The sequence below is a fragment of the Gillisia mitskevichiae genome (genome assembly GCF_003634585.1).
Taxonomy (GTDB): Bacteria; Bacteroidota; Bacteroidia; order Flavobacteriales; family Flavobacteriaceae; genus Gillisia; species Gillisia mitskevichiae.
This window is the reverse complement of record NZ_RBLG01000002.1, coordinates 410527-435180: the sequence shown is the minus strand read 5'-3', so window position 1 is coordinate 435180 and position 24654 is coordinate 410527. Positions and strand designations below refer to the sequence as shown.

At 33.5% G+C, this 24654-nt stretch carries 24 protein-coding genes and 1 riboswitch; of the genes, 9 read left to right on the top strand and 15 right to left on the bottom strand.

Annotation, left to right across the window (positions count from 1 at the left end):
• Position 1 precedes the first annotated feature (1 nt).
• From BC962_RS07705 to BC962_RS07695, 3 genes are read right to left on the bottom strand one after another with little or no spacing between them, the layout of a single operon-like run.
• The gene (locus BC962_RS07705) at positions 2–1732 is read right to left on the bottom strand and encodes a phospho-sugar mutase (protein ID WP_121345417.1); all 1731 of its coding nucleotides are present in this window, start codon (positions 1730–1732) and stop codon (positions 2–4) included.
• 45 nt (positions 1733–1777) lie between these two features.
• Complete coding sequence (locus BC962_RS07700; protein WP_121345416.1) at positions 1778–2737, bottom strand: glycosyltransferase family 2 protein; 960 nt, start codon at positions 2735–2737, stop codon at positions 1778–1780.
• A gap of 15 nt (positions 2738–2752) precedes the next feature.
• The gene (locus tag BC962_RS07695; RefSeq protein ID WP_121345415.1) at positions 2753–3283 is read right to left on the bottom strand and encodes a DUF4199 domain-containing protein; all 531 of its coding nucleotides are present in this window, start codon (positions 3281–3283) and stop codon (positions 2753–2755) included.
• Positions 3284–3465: 182 nt separating this feature from the next.
• Between BC962_RS07695 and BC962_RS07690 the strand changes: the two genes are divergently transcribed.
• The 3 genes from BC962_RS07690 to mtaB all read left to right on the top strand — a co-directional run bounded on the left by BC962_RS07690 (position 3466) and on the right by mtaB (position 6566).
• Complete coding sequence (locus BC962_RS07690) at positions 3466–3717, top strand: type B 50S ribosomal protein L31 (RefSeq protein ID WP_034922001.1); 252 nt, start codon at positions 3466–3468, stop codon at positions 3715–3717.
• Positions 3718–3865: 148 nt separating this feature from the next.
• A complete protein-coding gene (locus tag BC962_RS07685) occupies positions 3866–5038 on the top strand; it encodes a GlmU family protein (RefSeq protein WP_121345414.1) in 1173 nt (390 codons plus the stop codon).
• 193 nt (positions 5039–5231) lie between these two features.
• Positions 5232–6566: a tRNA (N(6)-L-threonylcarbamoyladenosine(37)-C(2))-methylthiotransferase MtaB gene (mtaB, locus tag BC962_RS07680; RefSeq protein ID WP_121345413.1), complete on the top strand. Its 1335-nt coding sequence runs from the start codon at positions 5232–5234 to the stop codon at positions 6564–6566.
• On the opposite strand, the gene BC962_RS07675 is transcribed toward mtaB, so the two are convergent.
• Positions 6563–6868: a GNAT family N-acetyltransferase gene (locus BC962_RS07675; RefSeq protein ID WP_121345412.1), complete on the bottom strand. Its 306-nt coding sequence runs from the start codon at positions 6866–6868 to the stop codon at positions 6563–6565. The two genes, mtaB and BC962_RS07675, sit on opposite strands and share 4 nt — an antisense overlap.
• A gap of 382 nt (positions 6869–7250) precedes the next feature.
• Between BC962_RS07675 and BC962_RS07670 the strand changes: the two genes are divergently transcribed.
• Together BC962_RS07670 and BC962_RS07665 are read left to right on the top strand one after the other, a co-directional pair.
• Positions 7251–7934 (top strand): alpha/beta fold hydrolase, encoded by a 684-nt coding sequence (locus BC962_RS07670; RefSeq protein ID WP_183075467.1) that lies wholly within the window; start codon positions 7251–7253, stop codon positions 7932–7934.
• A 20-nt stretch (positions 7935–7954) separates the two neighbouring features.
• Entirely contained in the window at positions 7955–8887 is a 933-nt protein-coding gene (locus BC962_RS07665) for a lytic transglycosylase domain-containing protein (protein WP_121345410.1), read from the top strand.
• Between the two features lie 72 nt (positions 8888–8959).
• Here BC962_RS07665 and BC962_RS07660 read toward each other — a convergent pair whose 3' ends face one another.
• Positions 8960–9667 carry a TlpA family protein disulfide reductase gene (locus BC962_RS07660; RefSeq protein WP_245984116.1) on the bottom strand — a complete coding sequence of 236 codons (708 nt, stop codon included), beginning with the start codon at positions 9665–9667 and terminating at the stop codon, positions 8960–8962.
• 137 nt (positions 9668–9804) lie between these two features.
• Complete coding sequence (locus tag BC962_RS07655) at positions 9805–10320, bottom strand: DUF2892 domain-containing protein (protein WP_121345408.1); 516 nt, start codon at positions 10318–10320, stop codon at positions 9805–9807.
• A 164-nt stretch (positions 10321–10484) separates the two neighbouring features.
• Here BC962_RS07655 and rpmH point away from each other — a divergent pair, with 164 nt between their 5' ends.
• Together rpmH and carB are read left to right on the top strand one after the other, a co-directional pair.
• On the top strand, positions 10485–10643 hold the full coding sequence (rpmH, locus tag BC962_RS07650) for a 50S ribosomal protein L34 (protein WP_006990417.1): 159 nt from the start codon (positions 10485–10487) through the stop codon (positions 10641–10643).
• Between the two features lie 104 nt (positions 10644–10747).
• Entirely contained in the window at positions 10748–13600 is a 2853-nt protein-coding gene (carB, locus tag BC962_RS07645; protein WP_121345407.1) for a carbamoyl-phosphate synthase large subunit, read from the top strand.
• A 57-nt stretch (positions 13601–13657) separates the two neighbouring features.
• Here carB and BC962_RS07640 read toward each other — a convergent pair whose 3' ends face one another.
• On the bottom strand, positions 13658–14212 hold the full coding sequence (locus tag BC962_RS07640) for a DUF1697 domain-containing protein (protein ID WP_121345406.1): 555 nt from the start codon (positions 14210–14212) through the stop codon (positions 13658–13660).
• A 141-nt stretch (positions 14213–14353) separates the two neighbouring features.
• Here BC962_RS07640 and BC962_RS07635 point away from each other — a divergent pair, with 141 nt between their 5' ends.
• Positions 14354–14746 (top strand): DUF423 domain-containing protein, encoded by a 393-nt coding sequence (locus BC962_RS07635; RefSeq protein WP_121345405.1) that lies wholly within the window; start codon positions 14354–14356, stop codon positions 14744–14746.
• 12 nt (positions 14747–14758) lie between these two features.
• Here BC962_RS07635 and BC962_RS07630 read toward each other — a convergent pair whose 3' ends face one another.
• From BC962_RS07630 to BC962_RS07595, 8 genes are all read right to left on the bottom strand, one after another.
• Entirely contained in the window at positions 14759–15718 is a 960-nt protein-coding gene (locus BC962_RS07630) for a bile acid:sodium symporter family protein (RefSeq protein WP_121345404.1), read from the bottom strand.
• The gene (locus tag BC962_RS07625; RefSeq protein WP_121345403.1) at positions 15719–16264 is read right to left on the bottom strand and encodes an acyl-CoA thioesterase; all 546 of its coding nucleotides are present in this window, start codon (positions 16262–16264) and stop codon (positions 15719–15721) included.
• On the bottom strand, positions 16264–16632 hold the full coding sequence (locus tag BC962_RS07620) for a 6-phosphogluconate dehydrogenase (RefSeq protein ID WP_121345402.1): 369 nt from the start codon (positions 16630–16632) through the stop codon (positions 16264–16266). Before BC962_RS07620 ends, BC962_RS07625 begins: the two co-directional genes overlap by 1 nt.
• 1 nt (position 16633) lies before the next feature.
• On the bottom strand, positions 16634–17782 hold the full coding sequence (locus tag BC962_RS07615; RefSeq protein WP_121345401.1) for a serine hydrolase domain-containing protein: 1149 nt from the start codon (positions 17780–17782) through the stop codon (positions 16634–16636).
• 1 nt (position 17783) lies between these two features.
• Positions 17784–19211: a DNA recombination protein RmuC gene (gene rmuC / locus BC962_RS07610; protein ID WP_183075466.1), complete on the bottom strand. Its 1428-nt coding sequence runs from the start codon at positions 19209–19211 to the stop codon at positions 17784–17786.
• 77 nt (positions 19212–19288) lie between these two features.
• Positions 19289–20059, bottom strand: coding sequence for an ABC transporter ATP-binding protein (locus tag BC962_RS07605; protein ID WP_121345400.1), 771 nt, complete (start codon positions 20057–20059; stop codon positions 19289–19291).
• A gap of 25 nt (positions 20060–20084) precedes the next feature.
• A complete protein-coding gene (locus BC962_RS07600; protein WP_121345399.1) occupies positions 20085–21116 on the bottom strand; it encodes an iron ABC transporter permease in 1032 nt (343 codons plus the stop codon).
• Positions 21117–22250: an ABC transporter substrate-binding protein gene (locus tag BC962_RS07595; RefSeq protein ID WP_245984113.1), complete on the bottom strand. Its 1134-nt coding sequence runs from the start codon at positions 22248–22250 to the stop codon at positions 21117–21119. It abuts the gene before it with no gap.
• Between the two features lie 69 nt (positions 22251–22319).
• Positions 22320–22591, top strand: a riboswitch (cobalamin riboswitch).
• A gap of 64 nt (positions 22592–22655) precedes the next feature.
• On the opposite strand from BC962_RS07595, the gene BC962_RS07590 reads away from it, so the two are divergent.
• Positions 22656–24590 carry a TonB-dependent receptor plug domain-containing protein gene (locus tag BC962_RS07590; protein ID WP_121345397.1) on the top strand — a complete coding sequence of 645 codons (1935 nt, stop codon included), beginning with the start codon at positions 22656–22658 and terminating at the stop codon, positions 24588–24590.
• Positions 24591–24654 lie beyond the last annotated feature (64 nt).

Genomic DNA, 24654 nt, shown 5'->3' with positions numbered 1-24654 from the left:
TTTAATCTACCTGAAGATCTGCTCTAATTCCGGCAATTTTTTGTTGTAATAATTTTTCGGTTTTTTCAAAATCTGAAGAAGATTTTAATTCTTCATTGACGCTGATATAAAACTTTATTTTAGGTTCTGTACCGCTAGGTCTAGCGGCTATTTTAGAACCTTCTTCAGTATAATAGATTAACACATTAGATTTTGGAAGATCTATCACAGTTTCTGAATGATCCTGTATGTTTTTAGAAGTTGAGGCTTGATAGTCTTCTATAAGAACCACTTTTTCTCCATTGATCTCTTTTAAAGGATTCTCTCTAAGATCTACCATCATTTGTTTGATCTGTGACTCTCCCTCGATTCCTTTTTTTACTAGAGAGATTAATTCTTCTTTATAAAATCCAAATTCTTTATACAGTTCTATTAATTGTTTGTAGAACGAGCTGCCTTTCTCTTTCATTTGCGCAGCAATTTCACAAGCGAGTAGTGTAGCAGTGGTGGCATCTTTATCTCTTACGAATTCACCTACCATAAATCCAAAACTTTCTTCACCGCCACCAACAAAATCCATTTCTGGATGATCTTTTATCATTTTTGCGATCCACTTGAATCCAGTTAAAACCTCATGATATTGTGCGCCATATGCTTGAGTGATATTTTTAAGCATTGGAGTAGAAACTATGGTAGAAGCTACAAAAGAATTTTCGTTAAGTGCATCCCTCTTTTTCCATTGCTCTAATAAGAACCAAGTCATTACAACCATGGTTTGGTTTCCATTAAGCAATAATAGTTCGTTATTAAGGTCTCTAATAGCGATGCCTAATCTGTCTCCATCTGGATCTGTTCCAATTACGATATCTGCATTTTCTTTATCTGCAAGTGCTAAAGCCATTTTTAGAGCTTCAGGTTCTTCCGGATTTGGAGATTTAACGGTTGGAAAATTAGAATTTGGTGTTGCTTGTTCTTCAACTAAAAAAACATTTTTATAACCAGCTTTCTTTAAAACCTGAGGTGTAGCAGTAGAAGATGCTCCATGTAAAGAGGTGAAAACTATTTTTAAATTTTCTTTTGCTGAATAAGAAGTTCCAAAACTTCCATTTTTTACTGAAGCTGTTTGAAAAGCTTCATCTACTTCTTTATCTATAAATTCGATTAATGACGGATTTGAATCAAATTTAATTTCAGAATAATCTAAAGACTCAATTTCTTCAATTATCTTATTATCCTGTGGTGGAACTAATTGTCCACCATCTTGCCAATAAACCTTATAACCGTTATATTCGGGAGGATTATGGCTAGCGGTAAGTACAATTCCGCAGTGACAATCCAAATGTTTTACGGCAAAAGACAATTCTGGAGTTGGTCTCAATTCAGAAAAAAGAAAAACTTTGATTCCATTTGCTGAAAAAATATTTGCAACTATTTGTGCGAATTCTTTGCTATTTTTTCTACAATCATATGCAATTACAGCTCGAATTTCCTCACCTTCAAATTCTCTCTTAAGATAATTGGAAAGTCCTTGCGTATTTTTTCCTAAAGTATATTTATTGATCCTGTTTGGACCCGCGCCCATAACTCCGCGCATTCCTCCAGTTCCAAAAGCGGCATTTTTATAAAAGCTTTCTTCTAATTCCTTGGGATTATTTTCTATAAGATCGTTTACCTGAGAATGTGTCTCTTTATCAAAAGTATCGGTTAACCAAAGTTTAGCTTTAGAGAGAATATCGGTTTTAATTTGAGTCATGAGATCAAAATTTTAATCAAAAATAAGGAATATTGCGTAAAGTGCTTATTGGATTCCGGTAGTTTTACTTATAAGATATCTTTCTGTATCTCGCCTACTTCTTAAAATAAGTTCTCCTAAAAACCCAGCAAGGAAGAATTGGGTTCCTATCACCATCAAAATTAGGGAGATAAAAAACCATGGATTTTCTGTAACTAATATATTAGGTAATTGATGGTATAACTTATAAAGTTTAGAAACACCTATCCAAGCGGCGGCGGAAAATCCAAAAAAGAACATTAGGACTCCAAGTGCACCAAAAAGATGCATTGGTCTTTTACCGAATTTAGACAAAAACCAAATGCTAATAAGGTCAAGAAATCCATTTATAAATCGATCCATTCCAAATTTTGTCTTCCCGTATTTTCTGGCTTGATGTTTTACTTCCTTTTCAGTAATGTTACCGAAACCAGCATTTTTAGCCAACACAGGGATATATCTGTGCATTTCTCCATACACATCTATATTCTTAACAACTTCTTTTCTGTATGCTTTTAATCCGCAGTTAAAATCATGCAATTTAACTCCTGAAGTTTTTCTTGCTGCGGCATTAAAAAGTTTAGAAGGGAGGTTTTTACTAAGAAGAGAATCGTACCGCTTCTTTTTCCAACCAGAAACAAGATCGAAATGATCTTTTTGAATAAGATCGTAAAGTTCTGGGATCTCTTCAGGATTATCCTGCAGGTCTGCATCCATAGTAATTATTACATCGCCTTGAACTTCTAAAAATCCTGCATGTAAAGCTTGAGACTTCCCATAATTTCTATTGAATTTTATTCCTTTAACATTGGCATCTTGTAGCGATAGATTGGAAATAGTTTTCCAAGAGGTATCTGTACTACCATCATCAATAAAAATTATTTCATAAGAATAGGAATTGGATTGCATCACCGATACAATCCAATTATATAATTCTGTTAAAGATTCTTCCTCATTTAATAGAGGAATAACTATAGATAGTTGCATTAAAATTTGTTTAGGCTATCCTTCCATAGGATTTTTATTCTTCATTATTAATCCTGCGATCAAAGATATTATTAATCCAAAAAATAAATTCCCAATTAATGAAAATGCAACCACCATTATAGGAGAAGTAAATTTAGCAGTCATTTCTTCTGCCGCATTTAGTTGAGATTCTGTCATGTCTGGTTGCGCCTCTATCATTTTTTCTCGATTAACTTCCATCATCTGGCTCATATAATCTGGTTCAATATAATTCATTAAGACAAAAGACCATAGTGCTGCAATAATACCTCCAACAACTGCTACTCCAATTCCAACCTTTAAGGCCTCACCTAGGCTTAAGAAACCGGTGTTTTCAGATTTAAAAGCTTTAATAGCTAATGTTATAATTGTTATTAAAATCAAGAATCCAATTATAGTGTATATCATTCCTGGATCTAAATATACATTGGTAACGTACATTATTACTCCAAAAATAACAGAGACAATCCCTAATAACATTCCGTAATTAAGCACAAATTTTTTAGCAGTAGCTTGTTGATTTTCCATAAAATTAAGATTGAAAGATTAGTTTTGTGGTTAGTTAACAAATATAGTAATTCGTTACAAACATTAATATTTATTGTTTTGTTGATATCATTGAAAAAATAACGCAGATATAGTTTGATATTTATTAAAATTGATTAAATTTGCCACTCGAAAAACGAACACCATTTTTAAAGAATAAATAGATGAAGCAGGGAATCCATCCGGAAAATTATAGATTAGTAGCATTTAAAGACATGTCTAACGAAGAAGTCTTTCTTACTAAATCTACCGCGAACACTAAAGAAACTATTGAAGTTGACGGAACTGAGTACCCATTAGTTAAAATGGAAATCTCAAGAACATCACATCCATTTTATACTGGTAAATCTAAATTATTGGATACAGCAGGTAGAATTGATAAATTCAAGAACAAATACGCTAAATTCAAGAAATAATTCTTGGTTTAGTGATCCTTTAAAGCCTTCAGAAATGAAGGCTTTTTTTATGATATATATTTTCATCTAGGTTTAAGTGAAAATATACTCGAATAAGGAATTTAAATAATGCAATTTCCTTAGTATTTTTGCATTCAAATTATAGAACATGAATTATATACTTTTTGATGGCTCTTCTAGAGACCAGCTCTTACCCTTTACCTTTACCAGGCCAGTAGCAGATATAAGAATAGGGATTCTTAGTATTCGTGAAAAGTGGGAAAGGATTCTTGGTAGCACAACTTCTACTATAACAGAGGATTATTTAGCTAACAAGTGGCCTATGGTAGAGTTGGAGCAGAATATAATGATAAATGCTTCTTTTTTACCAACACCAGAATTTATTGCTCAAATAGAAAGCTTAGAAGAAAATCAGGCTATCTTTTTTGAAGAGGATGTAGTTGCATTTTATGCTTTAGAGGATCAAGAGGTAGATTTTTCTACTTATACCGCATTAGAGTTAGCTGGTGAACCATTTCAAATAGCACATACCTGGGATATTTTCTCTAAAAACGGAGATGCTATTGCTTCAGATTTCGAACTGCTTACTCAAGAGAAGGAATCTCAGCCAATCCCTACTTCTAATAATGTAATTAACCCGGAAAATATTTTTATTGAAGAAGGAGCTAAGGTGGAATTTGCAACATTAAATGCTTCTACTGGCCCTATTTATATAGGAGCAAATTCAGAAATAATGGAGGGCAGTTTGGTTCGGGGTCCTTTCGCACTTTGTGAAAATGCTGTTGTAAAGTTAGGAGCTAAGATATATGGTCCTACCACAGTTGGTCCGTATTCCAAAATTGGAGGAGAAGTTAATAACGTGGTAATGTTTGGGTCTTCTAATAAAGGCCATGACGGATATTTAGGAAACTCTGTAATAGGAGAATGGTGTAATCTAGGAGCCGATACCAATAACTCCAATCTAAAAAACAATTATGCGGAAGTAAGACTTTGGGATTATGAAACAGAAGGTTTTGCGAAAACAGGTCTTCAGTTTTGTGGTTTGATGATGGGAGATCACAGTAAATGTGGAATTAATACAATGTTTAATACTGGCACCGTAGTAGGAGTAAGTTCTAATATTTTTGGTAGTGGATTTCCGCGGAATTTTATTCCAAGTTTCAGCTGGGGTGGAAGCGCAGGTATGACCACCTATAAAACATCTAAAGCTTTTGAGGTTGCTGATATAGTAATGAAACGTCGAGGAATTGAATTTTCTGAAGACGATAAGGAGATCTTAGGACAGGTATTTGAAGATACTAAAAAGTGGAGAAGAGATTAATCTAAATCCATATTGAGCAATATCTAGATATTTTATCAACCCAAGAAAAGTTGGTATATTTGCAGTCCGAAATTTTAAAGATAACTCTCAAGTATTTGTATATAGCCGAGAGGTTTGAGTTTGAAAATTAATTTCAAAATCGAGCTAAGTCTCGTAGAAATAAACCCTCAATGAGGGAATAAAGTTTTAATCAATGGCAAATCTTCAAAAAGTAGCTTTTTATACTTTGGGCTGTAAGCTCAATTTTTCTGAAACAAGTACTATAGCTCGATCCTTTAAAAATGAAGGCTTTCAAAGAGTGGAATTTTCAGAAAGAGCAGATATCTATGTTATTAATACCTGTTCTGTAACAGAGAATGCCGATAAAAGATTTAAAACCATTGTAAAGCAGGCGCAAAAAGCGAATGAGGATGCTTTTGTAATTGCTATTGGATGTTATGCCCAATTAAAACCTGAAGAACTTGCAGATGTTCATGGTGTAGATCTTGTTCTTGGTGCTACCGAGAAATTTAAGATTACAGATTATCTAAATGATCTTACAAAACACGAATTCGCAGAAATTCATTCTTGTGAAATTGCTGATGCCGATTTTTATGAAAGCGCATATTCCTTCGGAGATAGAACGAGAGCTTTTTTGAAAGTTCAAGATGGCTGCGATTATAAATGTACCTATTGTACAATTCCGTTAGCTAGAGGGATTTCAAGAAGTGATAATTTAGAAAATGTTCTAAAAAATGCTTCAGAAATTGCAGCAAAAGGAATTCAGGAAATTGTGCTTACCGGAGTTAATATTGGAGACTATGGAAAAGGTGAATTTGGAGATAAAAAACATGAACATACCTTCTTAGATCTAGTTAAAGCACTAGATGAAGTAAAGGGTATTAATAGATTAAGGATATCTTCTATAGAGCCTAATTTACTTGAAAATGAAACTATAGATTTTGTAGCCCAAAGTAATAGTTTTGTACCCCATTTTCACATTCCTCTTCAAAGCGGTAGTAATGAGATTTTAAAGGCAATGCGTCGCAGATATATGCGTGAATTGTATGTAGAAAAAGTTTGTCAGATTAAAAGAGTAATGCCAAATGCCTGTATTGGGGTAGATGTGATCGTTGGGTTTCCTGGAGAGACCAATGAGCACTTTCTAGAATCTTACAACTTTTTAAATGAATTGGATATTTCTTATCTGCATGTTTTTGCGTATTCTGAAAGAGAAAATACACTAGCGGCAGAAATGGATGATGTTGTTCCATTAAGTACTAGAAAAAAGAGAAGTAAGATGTTAAGAGGTCTTTCAGCTAAAAAACGAAGAGCTTTTTATGAAAGTCAATTAGGAACTACACACACCGTATTATTCGAAGGTGAAAATAAAGAAGGTTATATTCACGGGTTTACTGAGAATTATGTAAAAGTAAAAACTCCGTGGAATCCGGAGTTAGTAAATACACTTCATCAAATTAAGTTAGAAAAAATTGACGAAGATGGGATTGTAAGATTTAGCTATTTAGAGTTAGAAATAGCAAGTTAGATATTCATTCCAACAGGTAGAAGATCTTTATATTTTCTTCTGTGCTTTCTCATATATTTAGCAATTTCAGGATTTGTTGGAACAACTTTATGTGTTCCTTCCTGAATATAGCTCAAAAGTGATTCTAAAAAAGGTTCTAAATATCCGCCTTCTTTTAGCACATCTGGCATCTTAAGTTTTGTTAAGAACACTTTTCGCTCCTGTTGAGAATATTCTACTATTACCAAGTCTTCGTTTATCACAGATTCAAATTGTCTTAAAAACTCATTATCTGTAATCTTAATTTCTACATCAATCATCATCGTAAGGTTTTAATTCAAAGATACTTCAATATGAAGTATTATTAATGCTTGTTTAAGTATCATTTCAATTTTATGCTAATTGCAATTCTATTTAACATTTATCCTTGGTTATTTATTAGAAACTAAAGTCTAAGTTTAGGAGTTGAGAATTTCTTAAATATCTATAGCTTCTTGATCTCAAAAATTTAGAAAGCCTTGAAAAAATTAGCTATTATTTAGGAAAGGAAAATCATAGTTTATTTGATTCTTGAAATGAGAAAAACGGCAAATATTCGCTATTAAAATTTAATAGATCTTACTTGTATAAGCCAGAAAAATAGTGGTAATTTGAACAGTAAATTTACGATAATACTTCTCATAATAATGTTACATACCTGTTAAAATGCTGAATACTAATGAGATCGTGCATGTGTATTTCGTGCCAGGCATGGCGGCTAATCCTTCAATTTTCGAATATATTAAGTTGTCGACAGATCAATTCCAAATTCATTGGCTGGAATGGTTAATTCCTGAACCTAAGGAGTCTTTAAAAGAGTATGCGTTAAGAATGAACTCTTTCATTAAACATGATAATGTTGTATTGATAGGTGTGTCTTTTGGTGGGATTGTTGTACAGGAAATGAGTAAATATTTATCTCTAAGGAGACTAATTATTATTTCTAGCGTTAAATGTAGGAGGGAACTGCCTAGAAGAATGAGATACGCCTCTAATAAAGGCTTGGTGAAATTTATTCCAACTAGTTTATTAAATCATATAGATCATTTTGAGAAGTTTGCTTTCGGAGATTTTTTGAAAAAAAGAACAGAACTTTATAAGAAGTATTTATCTATTAGGGATGTTAATTATGTAGATTGGGCGATTGAGAATATGATTAATTGGGATTGTAAAGAACCAATTCCTGGAATTATTCATATTCACGGAGATGAAGATATTGTTTTTCCTTATAAATATATAGATGGATGTATTACGGTTAATGGAGGAACTCATATTATGGTGGTGAATAGATTTAGATGGTTTAATAAATACCTGCCTTCTATTATTATGACTGGTAAAAAGGGAGATTAAAAATTAAAATTGTTATAGAAATGAAAATATTGAAAATTTTATTGATGAGCATTGGATTCATTAGTATTTGTGCAGTGAGTATACAGGCAGTTCAGGATGGAGGTGACACTGAACTTTCCAAAGAACCAGAGATAAAAGTTGTAGGTGAGCATTATACCATACATGCTTTGCCTATGCCAGAAAATTTAAACTTTGCCGGAGAGCCTGTGCCTATAGAGAACCCAGATATTTATGAAAGAATGGATAGGGAGCTGCTGGTAAATACGTATTGGCAGTCTAATGCTTTGTTGTTACTAAAGCGTGCAAATAAATATTTCCCTGTAATAGAGCCAATTCTCGCAGAATACGGGGTGCCAGATGATTTTAAATATTTAGCGGTTATAGAAAGTGGACTAACTCAGGCTGTTTCACCTGCTAGAGCGGTTGGATTTTGGCAAATTTTGGAAGGAACAGGAAAAGATTTTAAACTTGAGATCAATGATAATGTAGATGAACGTTACCATATTGAAAAATCTACAAGAGTTGCTTGTGAGTATTTAATAAAGTCTAAAGAACGTTTTGGTACATGGACGATGGCTGCCGCAGCGTACAATGCTGGAAATACAGGAATGCTAAGACAATTAGAAAGACAAGACGTGAGTAAATACTACGATTTACTTTTAGGAGAAGAAACAGGTCGATATGTGTTTAGGATACTTGCTCTTAAAGAAGTTATGAGTAACCCTGAAAAATATGGCTTTCACTACACTAAAGACCAGTTATACAAAGACATTCCTACTGCCAAAGTTAAAGTAGATACGGCGGTAACAGATTTCGCTGCGTTTGCTAAAGGGATGGATCTAAATTATAAAATATTAAAGATCCATAATCCTTGGTTAAGAGATTCCTACCTAAATAATAAATCTGGAAAAACCTACTATTTAGATATTCCAGAAAAAGGATATTACAAATAAGAATCTATAACAATTAAAAAAGGTGGCTAATTAATTAGCCACCTTTTTTTTAAACTGCAAATAACCTATGCGTTAATTAATTGCAACAGTTTCTTGATTTGTATTGTATTTTTTATCCCCTAATAAGTGATTAGCGATCCCATCAAATATGGAGTTGTAATTTAAATCGAAGGATTCTTCAAAACTCTTATTTAAGGCATGTGTAACGCCTCTTCTTATATCAAGTATCTTTTTATCTTTATCTAATAAAAAAGTGGTTGGTAGCCCTAAGGAATGCTTTAATTGACTAACCACATGAGCACCTCGATTGTTTAATTCATTTACATAGAGGATTCTAATATTTTTATTATAAGATTTTGCCATCTTTTTGGTAGTTCTTTGATCATCCCAAAAAAGGATTACAAAATCTATTTCTTCACTATACTTATTTGCTAGTTCATTTATTGCAGGAATTTCTCCCTCTGTGCCTACACACCAAGACGCATATGTAATTAAATAAGTAGGCTTTTTAAAGTCGTATAAGGATATTTCTTTGCTATTAAGCTGTTTAAATTTAAAGTCATCCATATAACTTCCATTTAAACCGTACGCTACTAAAGAATCAAAAAGTCTGTTGGCTTTTTTATAATCACGATAGTAATAAGCCTTTTCTGCGCTGGAATCATATTTTGGAAGATGCATAGCGAGAGCGTCAGTGAAGAAAATTTTATTCTCTTCCTCCTGAGCGAATGTCGGGGAAACCAAAAAAAATAAACTAAAGAGGGGTAATAGTTTTATCATTCGTTGTATTTACAAACTAATAATATCAAAGATATGATAGATGTAAATATCAGCGAAAGTTATTCGTTAAAAGCCCGCTATTTTAGCTAAAGTGCAGGTTTAAAAAGTTATCCCCTAAGTTGTTAACAGATCTTTGACTATATTTTTTTCATTTGCTGTTTCATCATGGTAATTTGCTCTTTCAGCATGCCATGTTTATCCAACTTTTTTGCCTCTGTAAGAAGTAGTTGAGCTTCTCTTTTTCTTCTTTTGGTCATGGCAATTCCGGCAAGATTTAATTTTGCCATTGCAAGATCTTGATCCATTGCTAAACCTAATTTAATGGCTTTTTTGAAATATTTTCCTGCCTGAGTAATATTCGTTTGAGAAAGCATTAATCCATTTAGATACCAATAGTAGCCTTGTTGCTTTTGGGTAAGTGCAGTTTCTGGATCCTTTATTTTGTCCAACCATTTTTTAGCTCCTGGAAAATCCTGTTTTCTAAGTCTTAAAAATGCCATAAGGATCATTTCATTTTTAAAATATAGAAAAATGAAGATCAAAGAGAGAAGAATTAGCATAATACCATTTCCAATGTGTCCTTCTATGAATTGCCATATAGAAGCGATTAGGATTAACCCGGCTATTACTAATTTGAAATTTTTATTGAACATAAGGCTACTTTTTTTTAAGAGCGCAAAGTTAATAAAAACAATTACAAATTATTTTAAATTTGTTTTTGGAAGATATATAAGTCTTTGTATATTTGCCCGCAGTTTTAGAGATAGGTCTAAACTAGTTAACCCAAGAATTCCACAGAAGATTAAAGATAATTAAAATGAAAAGAACATTTCAACCATCCAAGAGAAAAAGAAAAAACAAACACGGATTCAGAGAGCGCATGGCGAGTGTGAACGGAAGAAAGGTGTTAGCTAGAAGACGTGCAAAGGGTAGAAAAAAATTATCTGTTTCTTCAGAAACTAGACACAAACACTAGTGAAAATTAGTATTGAAATAATAAGGTGTTACTTTTATAAGTAACGCCTTTTTTTATATCTAATCGTCTCCTTGTTTTATTATAACTATTAAATTCCTCTTTAAATGCCTAAAAACAGCCAACTTAAATGTGTTTTATTAATCGGTTCAGGTCCAATTGTTATTGGTCAAGCCTGTGAATTTGATTATGCAGGTGCTCAATCCCTAAAATCACTTCGGGAAGAGGGAATTGAAACAGTGCTTATCAATTCCAATCCTGCAACAATCATGACCGATCCTACAATGGCCGATCATGTGTACTTATTGCCTCTTACTACAAAATCTATTGTAGAGATCCTTAAAAAACATCCAAATATAGACGCCGTTCTTCCTACTATGGGAGGTCAAACTGCCTTAAATCTTTGTATTGAAGCAGATGAAAAAGGGATCTGGAAGGATTTTAATGTAAAACTTATAGGTGTAGATATAGATGCTATAAATATTACAGAAGATAGAGAGAAATTCAAGCAGTTAATGGGAAGGATAGATGTTCCAGTAGCACCAGCTAAAACTGTTACATCTTATTTACAAGGAAAAGAAGTTGCTCAGGAATTTGGTTTTCCTCTAGTTATTCGTGCCTCATTTACCTTAGGAGGAAGTGGAGCAGCCTTCGTTCATAGAGCAGAAGATTTTGACGAATTGCTTACAAGAGGGCTTGAGGCTTCACCAATTCATGAAGTTTTAATAGATAAAGCCTTACTTGGTTGGAAGGAATACGAATTAGAACTTCTTAGAGATAAGAATGATAATGTTGTAATTATTTGTTCTATCGAAAATATGGATCCTATGGGAATCCACACTGGAGATTCTATTACTGTTGCTCCAGCAATGACATTGAGTGATGTTACCTTTCAGAAAATGAGAGATCTTGCCATCAAGATGATGCGCAATATTGGTGATTTCTCTGGAGGTTGTAATGTGCAGTTTGCTGTAAGTCCAGATGAGAACGAGGATATTATTGCTATTGAAATAAATCCTAGAGTTTCAAGGTCTTCAGCTTTAGCATCTAAAGCAACGGGTTATCCAATTGCAAAGATCGCTACCAAATTAGCTATTGGATTTACCTTGGATGAGTTGGAAAATCAGATAACCAAATCTACTTCAGCTTTATTTGAACCTACCTTAGATTATGTGATCGTGAAGATCCCACGATGGAATTTCGATAAATTTGAAGGAAGTGATCGTACGTTAGGACTTCAAATGAAATCTGTAGGAGAAGTGATGGGAATTGGAAGATCTTTTCAGGAAGCTTTACATAAGGCCACACAATCTTTAGAAATAAAGAGAAATGGACTTGGAGCAGATGGGAAAAGTTACACCAATTACGACCAGATCATAGATAAATTAACTCATGCGAGTTGGGATCGTGTTTTTGTGATCTATGATGCAATCCAAATAGGGATTCCATTAAGTAGGATACATGAGATCACGAAAATAGATATGTGGTTCCTTAAGCAATATGAGGAATTATATGCACTACAGGTTGAAATCTCAAAATTCAATATAGATAACTTACCTAAAGATCTGATGTTAGAAGCCAAACAAAAAGGTTTTGCAGATAGACAGATCGCGCATATGTTGAAGTGTTTAGAAAGTCAGGTTTATAATAAACGTGATGAACTAAACATTAACAGAATATTTAAATTGGTAGATACCTGTGCTGCTGAATTTAAAGCTGAAACTCCCTATTACTATTCTACTTTTGAAGCTGAAATTGAGAAGGCAGATGGTACAAGATATGTAGATAATGAGAGTAAAATAAGTGATAAAAAGAAAATAGTAGTTCTAGGATCTGGGCCAAATAGAATTGGACAGGGAATAGAATTCGATTATAGTTGTGTTCATGGGGTGTTAGCTGCATCAGAATGCGGATATGAAACAATAATGATAAACTGTAACCCAGAAACTGTTTCTACAGACTTTGATGTTGCAGATAAGTTATATTTCGAGCCGGTTTTCTGGGAACATATCTACGATATTATAAGACACGAGAAACCAGAAGGTGTGATCGTTCAATTAGGTGGGCAAACGGCACTTAAATTGGCTGAGAAATTAGATAGATACGGAATCAAGGTTATTGGAACTAGTTATCAATCATTAGATCTTGCTGAGGATAGAGGTAGTTTCTCTAAACTATTAAAAGATAATGATATTCCTTTCCCGGAATTTGGAGTTGCTGAAACGGCTGATGAAGCCTTAGCAATTGCAGACGAACTTGACTTCCCAATATTAGTGAGACCTTCTTACGTTTTAGGAGGCCAAGGAATGAAGATAGTTATAAATAAAAAGGAATTAGAAGAGCATGTGGTAGATCTTCTTAGAAAGATCCCTAACAATAAATTGCTTTTAGACCATTATTTAGATGGAGCAATAGAAGCGGAAGCAGATGCTATTTGCGATGGTGAAAATGTTTACATCATTGGAATTATGGAGCATATTGAGCCTTGTGGAGTTCACTCTGGAGATTCCAACGCTTTACTTCCTCCTTTTAACTTAGGAGATTTGGTAATGCAACAAATAAAAGATCACACTCATAAAATTGCATTGGCTTTAAATACGGTTGGATTAATAAATATTCAATTTGCCATTAAAGATGATGTAGTATACATTATTGAAGCTAATCCTAGAGCTTCTCGTACAGTACCTTTTATTGCGAAGGCATATGGAGAGCCTTATGTAAATTATGCTACTAAGGTAATGCTAGGAGAGAAGAAGGTGACAGATTTTAACTTTAATCCTCAGTTAACAGGATACGCGATCAAACAACCGGTATTTTCGTTTGATAAGTTCCATAATGTGAATAAGCAACTTGGTCCAGAAATGAAGAGTACAGGAGAAAGTATCCTTTTTATAGATAGTTTGAAAGATGATATCTTTTACGACCTATATGCAAGAAGAAAAATGTATTTGAGCAAGTAATCCTCAATTTAAATATAAATTAAAAAGGCTATCCTTAAATGGATAGCTTTTTTTTGTTTATAATTTTTTTGCAACTCGCTCTATAGTATTCCAGTTTCTGGTGGTAATTTCTGAACCAAAAAAAGTTTCTAAAGCATTCATAGCTTTCGGAGTTTTTGAAACATTAAGATCTAGAATACTTATTACAACTCTATCCTTTATCTCTAGTATTCTGAAGGAATTATCGGAGCTCCTCCATGGAAGGTCTATATTGGGAATGGTACCATTTTTCAAGAAAGAAACATATAAGCGAATATCTTTTGTGATCTCCTCCTTCTGAAATGGGGCATCATCGAACAATTGTTTAATTGTTTTTTCCTTTCTAACAATTGTAGGGATTGGAAAACCAAAAGCATTCTCTAATTTTTCTGAAATCAAAATTTCAAGGCTCTTCAGATCTGTTGAGGCAGTATTGAAAATAATATTCCCTGAATTTAAAATGGTTTCAACTTTCTCAAAACCCGATTGCTCTAATTCTTCACGCAAGTCTTGCATTGGCACTTTGTGATGGCCACCTACATTTATTCCTCTAAGAAATAATACATATTTTTCCTTTAATTTCTCAGATGCCATAAGATTAGTTTTTCTTGAGTTATGCCTTTATTTATAAGGAGGTTTCATTCTTTAATTTCTATTTTATTTGTTCTCTAAAATATCACTTTTCTTTCGAAAACCCGTTATTTGCAATTATTCAAATTAAGTTGATTTAATATTATGAAAGAACTAATGCTTATTGTTGGCGGAGTTTATGGTGGTTTAGCTGTATTATTTGGAGCATTTGGAGCGCATGCCTTAAAGAAAAGGTTTTCTGAGGAGCTTCAAAAAAGTTTTGAGACTGGTGTGCGTTATCAAATGTATCATGCCATAATTATTATAATATCTGGAATTATATTTCCTTTTATAAAAACATCTCAGCAAATTATGGGTTGGTGTTTTTTATTAGGAGTGATATTGTTTTCCTTCAGTATATACGGGCTCTGCCTAAGTTCTTCTAGTAATAATAACTGGAAATTTTTAGGGCCAATTACTCCCTTAGGAGGCTTACTTTTATTAGTAGGTTGGATCTTGTTCACTATTAATGCTTCAGAAATAGCGCTGTATTTGTAAACTAGAGAGGTCCTATTCGGCAATATCATCTTCTCTTTTGCTAAGGTTTTCAGCAAATATAGTTACTACAAAGAGTTGCAAAATATGGTACAGCATTATTGGAAGTAAAAATATACCAACACTTGCACTGGCGCCAAATATGATCTTTACCATGACCGATCCGTGAACTAGGGATTTTTTTGTTCCGCAGAATTTTGCTGTGATGGTATCTTTTAAATTGAATCCTAAGTATTTGCAGACTATTCCTAAAAAATAATACATTCCGAAGAATAAGAGGAGAACAATTCCAGCGATCTTAATTAGATCAATAATTTTAATCATTTCAAATAAGCCAGAACTAAAGGAATGACTGAAACTAGTGTATACGATCAAGAAGATTATGGCCTTATCAAAATAGCTTAATTCTTTGCTATACTTTCTTGCTAATTTACCAAAATAGGGCTGAAGTATCAGTCCTAAAAACAGGGGTAACACAATTTGTAAAAAGAGTTTATAGAGAATGCTCAGGAAATCAAAATCTCCAGATTTTGCCATAAAGAAACTCATCCATAATGGAGTGATTAAAATTCCAATTAATCCTGATATACTCGCATTGAAAATGGCTGTGGGTAAATTACCCCTTGCAATTGCTACCATAACCACAGAAGAAGAAACTGTGGAGGGTAATACTCCTAGGAAAAATACAGAAAGCCATAATTCAGAGTGAATTCCGCCTTCAAAAAGAGGGATAAATAAAAAGGTTAATAATGGAAAAAGTAAGAAGGTAGATAATTGAATTACTAGATGAGATCTATAATTTAGAAATCCTAATTTTAATTCTTCTGGAGCCAATTTGAGTCCGTAGAATAAAAAAATTAGCCCGATTCCAATATCTGTAATTATTTTTACTGGAAATTCTTGTAAAGCGGTTGGAAAGAAGTAGGCCAATATTATGGCAACAACCAAACTAATTATAAACCCGTTTAATTTCAATTACAGTTCAATTTTAACGTTATAGTCCTCAAGTATGTGAATATATTCATTGGAAGAAAAGTCCGTTTCATGAAATTCGGTTTTACGCTTTGCCTTCATTTTATTTCGCTTAATACTTTTTACAAACCTTCTTATATCATGATCTCCTTCCAGAATTAGACCAGGAACAGGTAGCGATTTTCCATCCTTATCTTTTGCAACCATTGTAAAATAAGACGAATTACAATGTTTTACTTCTCCTGTTAATATATTTTCTGCTTCTACGCGTATTCCAATGACCATAGAACTGTTTCCAACGTAATTTACAGAGGCTTTTAAAGTTACTAATTCTCCAATCTCTATTGGTTTAAGGAAATCTACTGTGTCTACGCTTGCAGTAACGCAATAGGCTCTGGAATGTTTTGAAGCACAAGCAAAGGCTATTTGGTCTAAGAGTGACAATAAATATCCTCCATGGATCTTTCCATTAAAATTGGAATGGGAGGGAAGCATCAATTCAGAAATCACTACTTGAGATTCAGCTATTTTTTTATATGTCTTTTCCATTATCGATCTCTAAAATGTGGGGATTGTGATTCTTCAACTTCGGTAATAAAATATTTGCTATCTCCCCAAAAGAAGAAGGTGGTATAACGTTCTATATAAGTTAGTTTTACATAATTACCTTCATTCTCCTGAAGTTTTTTAATTACCTCGTCATTTTTAGCTAACACCGAAAATTGAAAGATCTGGGCACCACTAATTCCTTGACTAATTTCACCTTCCCAAGTCTTTACAACCACTCCTTTATTACTGAATTTTATAAGTTCCCCACTTCTGGTTCCTTCACTGTAGGGTACTAAGCTTACAAATGCGAAATAGAGAATGTAAACTACTACAAGAGCTCCAAGGAAATAAAATAAAAATTTCTTCATATTATAATGCGTTATATACTTTGTTCATAAATGTTTCTATTTTTGAGGGTTCCAACCATCTTGTAACCACCACTAAATTCTGGGCTTGATCTATTACTATAAAGTTTCCACCAAATCCAGCTGCATAGAAAATATTTTCAGATAGACCTTTCCAATTTCTATCTCCTGGTTTATTTAACCACCACATATATCCATAGTTAGAGTTAGGGATGGAGGGCTGAATAGCTTCCATTATTGCCTCAGCAGCAAATAATTGAGTTCCATTCCACATTCCGTTATTCTCGAAAAGCAATCCAAATTTAGCCATATCTAAGGTATTAATGAACATTCCACCTCCAGAATGTCCACCTCCGGTAACAGATTGCATTTTTAATCCGTCTAGATCTACCCAAGCATTATCAGATCCAAACCAACGCCAGGTGGAGGAAGCACCAATAGGATCCATGATCTTTTCCTTTAATACCTGAGGAAGTGGTTTGCGCCAAACTTGCAACAGGGAATAAGCTAACAAATTAACCCGCACATCATTATATTCAAAGACAGTTCCAGGGGTATTAAATTTTCTATTTTTCCAATCGTCTAGATCTCCAATAGATGGAGGTCTATCAGCCCAATCTAAGCCACCCCATAATTCTCCACTCCAATCAGAATTTTGTTGTAATAAATGTTTCCAAGTAATTTCAGCATTGTGCTCTCCTTCAAAAGTTCCATCCCAAACATAGTTTTTTACTGGATCATCAAAGTTATCGATCAATCCTTTTTCTAAAGCGAGTATAGCTGTTGTAGATAGAAAACTTTTAGTTACACTAAAGGTCATATCAACACGATCAGTCTCTCCCCATTGAGCAATAATATATCCGTCTTTTAAAATGACACCTGCTGGGCCTCCACGCTTCTTAGTTGGTCCTGTGATCTCATGAAAAGGTTCTTTTTTAAATCCTTCTAAAATTGCGATTCTTAGATCCTTAGAGCCAGAATATTCATTTTCGGCAGCAAATTTTACTGCTTCATTGAGCTTAATTGCATCTATCTTAAAATCTTTAGGTTCCTTCACTTCCCAAGTACTTTTAGTTGGGAAATAAGTGGATTGTGAGTATATGGAGCTAGTAAAAAGGAAGGAGATAAAAAACAAACTTAGAAATAGTTTCATATTATTTAGAGTTTAAAGTACTGTCTTTTGTTTCCATATTTTCGTCTAAATCCTCCTGAGATTGAGATAACAATTTAGTATCTAATTGTTTACTGGCTTTGGCCCCTAACTTTTTTAATCGCTCTACTTTCCTAATTAAATTTCCCTTCCCAGTAAGTTTCTTCATGGCAGTGTCGTAGGTGTTTTGCACTGTTCCTATTTGTTTGCCAACCTTTAAAAGGTCTTCGGTTAAATTAGTAAAAGAATCATATAAAGCTCCGGCTTGGGTGGCAATATCTATAGCATTTTGTTTTTGCTTCTCATTTTGCCACATACTATCTATAGTTTTTAGCACGGCCAATAGAGTAGTAGGGGTTACTATTATTATATTCTTATCGAAGGCATCATTATATAAATGAGGATAGTTATTTGAAGCAACAGCAAAGGCTGCTTCTATTGGGATAAAAAGTAAAACAAAATCTGGACTTTCCATTTGATAAAGCGAATGGTAATTCTTTGCACCTAATTCTTCCACTCTCTTTTTTACAGATATTACATGGTTCTTTAAATGAGTGCCCTTTTGAAAATCATCCTCGTCATTCATATAGCGCTCGTAAGCATTCAATGAGACTTTAGAATCTATGATCATTTTTTTATCACCTGGTAAATGGATCACCACATCTGGCATCACTCTTTTGCCATTTTCATTATGAAAGTTCTGCTGAACAAAATATTCACTGTCTTTTTGAAGTCCGCTTCGTTCTAAAACCCGTTCCAGAACCATCTCTCCCCAATTCCCCTGCATTTTGTTATCACCTTTTAATGCTTTGGTAAGATTGATTGCTTCTTCACTTATTTTAAGGTTTTGCTTATTTAAATGTAAAAGTTGCTCTCCCAGTTGAGCATGCCTTTGGATAAAATCGGTATTATTTTTATCTACTTTTTGCTCGAAACTTTTAATTTTTTCTCCTAAAGGATTCAATATATTCTGAATATTCTCTTTGTTCATTAAAGTGAATTTCTCAGATTTTTGATCGAAGATCTTATTGGCGAGATTTTCGAATTCTTTGCTGAATCTCTCTTGTAATTTCTCTACTTCTTGTTTTTGTTCAGAATTTTTTTGTGCTAAGTTTTCAAATTCAGAGTTTCTCGTGGCTAATTCTGTACTCAAGAAATCCTTTTCTTTTCTAATAGAATCACGTTCGGTTTCTATTTTAGATAAGTGTTTTTCTAAAAGGATTTTTCCTTCTGAATTTGTTTTGTTTAGGTTATCTAAAGTGTTGGAATGCTGATTTTTAATATCCTCTAAATGATTTTTTAATTGAAGGTTTTCAGCTTTAATTATTTCAACAGAAGCCTTCAATTTAAGCTTGGATAGAAAGTAACCAACCACAATACCTATAACCAGTGCTATACTAAAAATGAGGGGTATTAGAATCGATTGGGACATAGAGAGCTTAGCTTTGCTCAAATATACTTAATTGAATTTCTTTTGCAGAGAATAATATTGAATTCTAGAGCTATTCTCTAAGTTCTAATTTTAAAGGAAATAGATTCCTTGTCGAAGTAAATAAGATCGCTTGGAAAGATATTGGAAAATGCATTTTTCTCAATAAGCTCCTTTGGGGAGCCAGCAGTTACCTTATCTTTTTCCATGATTATTATTTTATCACAAAGTTGTAGCGCTAAATTAATTTCATGAGTTGCAAATAGGATGCTCTTGTTAGTCTCCTGGGTTAGTTTCTTTAAGAGTTTAAGAACATAGGCTTGATGATACATATCTAAATGCGTAGTAGGTTCATCTAGTATGATAAAAGGAGTGTCCTGCGCTAAAGCTCTTGCTATTAGCACTTTTTGAAGTTGTCCATCACTAAGCTCGAAACATCTTTTATCTTTAAGAGCTTCAATATTCACTAATTCTACAGCAGTCTGAATTTTATTTCTATCTTCTTTGGAAAGAGACCCGATCCAATTAGTATAAGGTTGTCTTCCTAAAGCGATCAATTCAGAAACACTTAAATTTTTAGAGATAGGTTGTTCTGTAAGGACAACACTAATAGTTTTCGCTAATTCTTCAGAAGAAAGTTTACGCAGATTTTTATTTAAAATAGAAACTTCGCCTTTTAAATAAGCTTGCACTCCGCTTAAACTTCTTAATAAAGTAGATTTCCCAACCCCATTTACTCCAATAAGTCCAACTAATTCTCCTTCTTCTATTTCAATATTTATAGCGGCCGCAATGCAGGTATCACCCGATTTATTTAGGTATCCAATGCTTAGATCACTGGCGCTAATCACTTTATTTGAGGTAGTTGTTTTAATCTTAAAATATAAATTTTCGTTTTCTAATCAATAGCCAAATTACAACAGGTGCTCCAACGAGCGATGTAATTGCATTTATTGGTAAAGTATATTCAGTTCCGGGTAATTGTGCGGCAATATCGCAAACTAACATAAGTATTGCACCTCCAAAAATAACCGCTGGTAATAAGATTTTATGATCGTTTGTTGGTATTACTTGTCTAATTAAATGTGGGACAGCAAGACCTACAAAGGCTATTGGTCCTGCAAAGGCGGTAATGCTTCCTGCTAATAAACTGGTAGCAATTATAATTATAAACCGATTAGTACTTATTTTAACCCCTAAACTTCTTGCATAATTTTCTCCTAAGAGAAGGGTGTTTAAATTCTTGATACAGAATACAGCTAATACAATTCCTAAAAACCAGAAGATAGCTAATATTGAAACTTCTTGCCAAGATAAATTCCCAAGGCTTCCAAAAGACCAAAAGATATATTGCTGTAATTGCTCTGCAGGGCTAAAATATGCCAAAACACTTACTACTGCAGCAGTAAGACTTGCAAACATTAAACCTATAATAAGAATTGCCATGGTGTCTCTAAGCTTTGCTGAAGCCATTAAAACCGCTAAAAGAACTAATAGACTTCCTAAACTGGATGCAATCACTAAACTCCATTTAGAAAGTAAAAAGGCGGCGGCTCCTGCACCAAATACAGATGCTCCCATAATTACAATCGCTACGCCTAAACTAGCACCACTACTTAGTCCCAAAACATATGGACCTGCTAGTGGGTTTCTAAAAAGAGTTTGCATTAATAAACCGCTCACGGCCAGTCCAGATCCTGTGAATATTGCTGTAAATACTTTGGGAAGCCTATATTCTAGAATAATATATTGCCAACTTTCTTGATTTGTTCCCTTTGTGAATAAGATGCTAAAAATATCTTTTAACGGGATTTCTACAGATCCTAGGCTAACATTTACGAGTGCCATTAATATCACTAAGATAAAAAGCAATAACAAAAGTCCTTTATATCTTGCTGTATATGGCATTTATTGCAAGACTTTAAAAAAAGTTGGCTGATAGTCTGGCAATAATTCTGGATGAAAAATTGAAATTAGATCCTTCAAAACTAAATCCGGTCTTGTGGGAGCAAGTTCGTAATAAAGTACGCCGCCAGATGTTCCTAAAGAATTACTATAGGTGAACACTTTTTTATCGTGTACAGCTTTAAATTGTTTATAATGAGACGATGTTTCTAATAATTGCTGAAAAGATTGAAATTGCCCTGGAGCTACCCAATATGCTGCATCTTTACTTTTATCTAAAACACTTTCAAAAGATAATGCAATGCTACCAGAACCTTTTGTGTCCTTGTAGATATAATTAGCATTTGCATCTTGAATAAATTGTGCCTGCCACGAGTTCCCATAAGGTACATACCATTGATCTTTGTACATAGAACCGCTTAATACTGTAGGACTTATATTTGCATCCTTTGCTAATTCTATTGATTCCAAGTAGGAATCTCTAATTTCATTAAATTTCAAGGAAGCCAGTTCATCCTTATCGTAAAAGGCTCCAAAGAATTTAATCCATTCTGCTTTGCCTAAAGGAGATTCTTCAGTCCAATCTCCATTGTAAATTACTGGAATTCCGCTTTTTTGAATGGTATTAAAAGTTTTATTGTTTCCATCTATAGCAAAACCAATTACTAGGTCTGGATCTAAAGAAATAAGTATTTCTGTATTTATAGACTCATTTTGGCCTAATTCGGTGACAAGACCTTTCGAAATACGAGTTCTAACTTTATTAGAAGAAATATAATCTAAGCCAGGAAAACCAACCAGACTTTGCTCTTCGTTCAAAATTTCTATGGATGGAATGTGAGTGGTAGAGGTAACTACGATCTTTTGTACAGGTATATCTACTTTTTGATCATATTGAACTTCAGTAGGAATATTTGCACCTTTTTCTACTAACAAATAGGTAAAACTTTTATCTGCTTTCGGCCATGGATCATTTACTACTAGTAATTTATAACCTTCAAATTGTTTTATTTCAAAACCCTTTGCATATTCTACTGGAACTACTTCTCCATTTGAATTTGAATAAACTGTCTTAGACTCTTCATTTTTACAAGAAGAGATAAGGACAAGACACAAAAGCATATATAGTTTATACAAGGCTAAGCTGTTTGAGCTTCAAAAGTAATATTATTTAAAATTTTTCAAGCCTAAGATGGATAAATGTTTAATTTCGCACAGAATTTTTGGTTTGATGCCTTCTTTTAATAAAGAGATACTGCATCAATTAAAAGGGAATTTGGTGATTTATTTTCAGAAGTGTTTCTGAAAATAAAAAATCCAAAGCTGTTCCCGCAACTGTAAGTTTAGTCCTATCTCGATAGCTATCGGGATAATAAGGATGCCTATTGTTACTACTTCTTAAAACCACTGTGCAACTTGCATGGGAAGGTAAACAATAGGACACAAGCCAGGAGACCTGCCAAGATTCGCTAATGTCAAACTTTCGGGATAAAAGTTTGGTGTAGGTTATTCTACATCTTTTTTCCTGGCAAAAATTTAATTATGCTAAAAAAATTATGGATTTGTGGTGCCTTGTTGTGCACCGGATTGTTCTATGGGCAACAAAATGAAACAGCAGTAGACACTTTAGAAGAAGTTGTCTTGATCGACTCAAAATTTAAATTGAAACGCGAGAACAGCGGGAAGGTTATTACGAAAATTACCGCTAAAGAATTGGAAAGAAGTAGCGGACAAAGTTTACCTGAAGTAATTAATAGGGTAAGTGGAATCGAGATTAATGGAACCAGAAGCAATGATGGTCAAAATTTAGGCTACTATGTACGTGGAGGGAGAAATCGACAAGTTGTAATACTGGTAGATGGGGTGCAACTAAGCGATCCTTCTGCTATTTCTAACGATTTTGATCTACGGCTTTTACCTTTAGATCAAATTGCTTCTATAGAGATTATTAAAGGAGCATCGAGCACTCTTTATGGATCTGGCGCAGCAACAGCGGTTATTAATATCACAACTAAAACACCGGAGAACAAACAGATAGGAATGCAGTTGCAAACGGTTCTGGGAACCAATCAAACTCAAAATAATGCAAATAATAACATCGCTCAATTCGATAATTCTATTGGCGTAAGCGGTAAACTTTCAAGATTTGATTATCAGGTGAATTTTAGTAATCGGTATTCAGAAAATATGTCGTCCGTTGCTTCTGGGAATGAAGATGAAAAGTTTGATGATAATCCTTTTTCTAAATACAATGTGTATGCACGTGTAGGATATAAGATAAGCGAAAAATTAAAATTCTACTTCTACGGGAATTACGACGATTTTGAATCTTCCTATGATGATGCCTTCATGTATGCAGATGCAGATAATATACTGGAAAGTCAGCAATTTAGAACTGGAAGTCATTGGGTAGCTACGTATAAAAACGGAAGCTTCATATTTAGCGATAGTTATACGGAACTAAACCGTGAGATCATTTCTGATTATCCAAGTAAGTACGATAGTAAAGTATACGCCTTTGATGCTCATAACAAATACATCTTCAATAATAAATTCCACACCATTGTTGGCTTAAATGGAGTTTTCAGCAGTTTTAATAGTTATAGCATTCCTTTTGGGGCAACTGAATTTGCGCAAACGGTAAGTGAAGATGTTGCAGAATTTGATATTATAGATCCTTATGTTAATATGGTTTATGTTTCTGGAAATGGCTTCAACCTTAATACAGGTGCCAGATTAAATATTCATAGTGAATATGGTACCAATTGGGTATATAATATTAATCCTTCTTATAATTTTAAATTGAAGGATAACAATTTAAAGGCCTTGGGATCCTACAGCACCGCATATATTACACCTTCATTATATCAGCTATATGACAGCACTTATGGAAATCTAGAATTAGATCCTGAAGAAAGCAGCACGATAGAAGCAGGTTTAGAATTCAGCTCATCTTTGCTAAGGATTAGTGCCGTTTATTTTAACAGGGAAACTACCAATTATATAGATTTTGTAACTGTAGATCCTGTTAATTTTATTTCTGAATATAGAAATATAGATGAAAAATTTAATGCAAGTGGAGTGGAGTTGGAGCTAGATTATAGCTTTTCAGATAAATTAAATATTAAAACCAATTATACTTTTACTGAAGCTGAAGAACGATTTGCTTTAAGAATTCCTAAGCATAAGGCGAATGCATCTCTTAATTATACTATTTCTAACAACTCTCTAGTTTCTCTTACTTACCAATTTAATGATGATAGAACAGATTCTTATTTTGATAATGAAACCTTTGAGAGTAAAGAAGTGACGCTAAAAAGTTACAATCTTCTAGATTTATATGTAAGTCACAGAGTGAATGAATATATAAAGATCTTTGGGGGAATAAGTAATTTAACCAACGAAAAGTATCAAGAGATTTATAGATTTAATACCCGTGGAAGAAATGCTAGAGTTGGATTGGCATTAAGTTTTTAACGCACTAATCTGAAATTAAATTAAAAAGGGTTTCGATAGCATCGAAACCCTTTTTTAATATTAT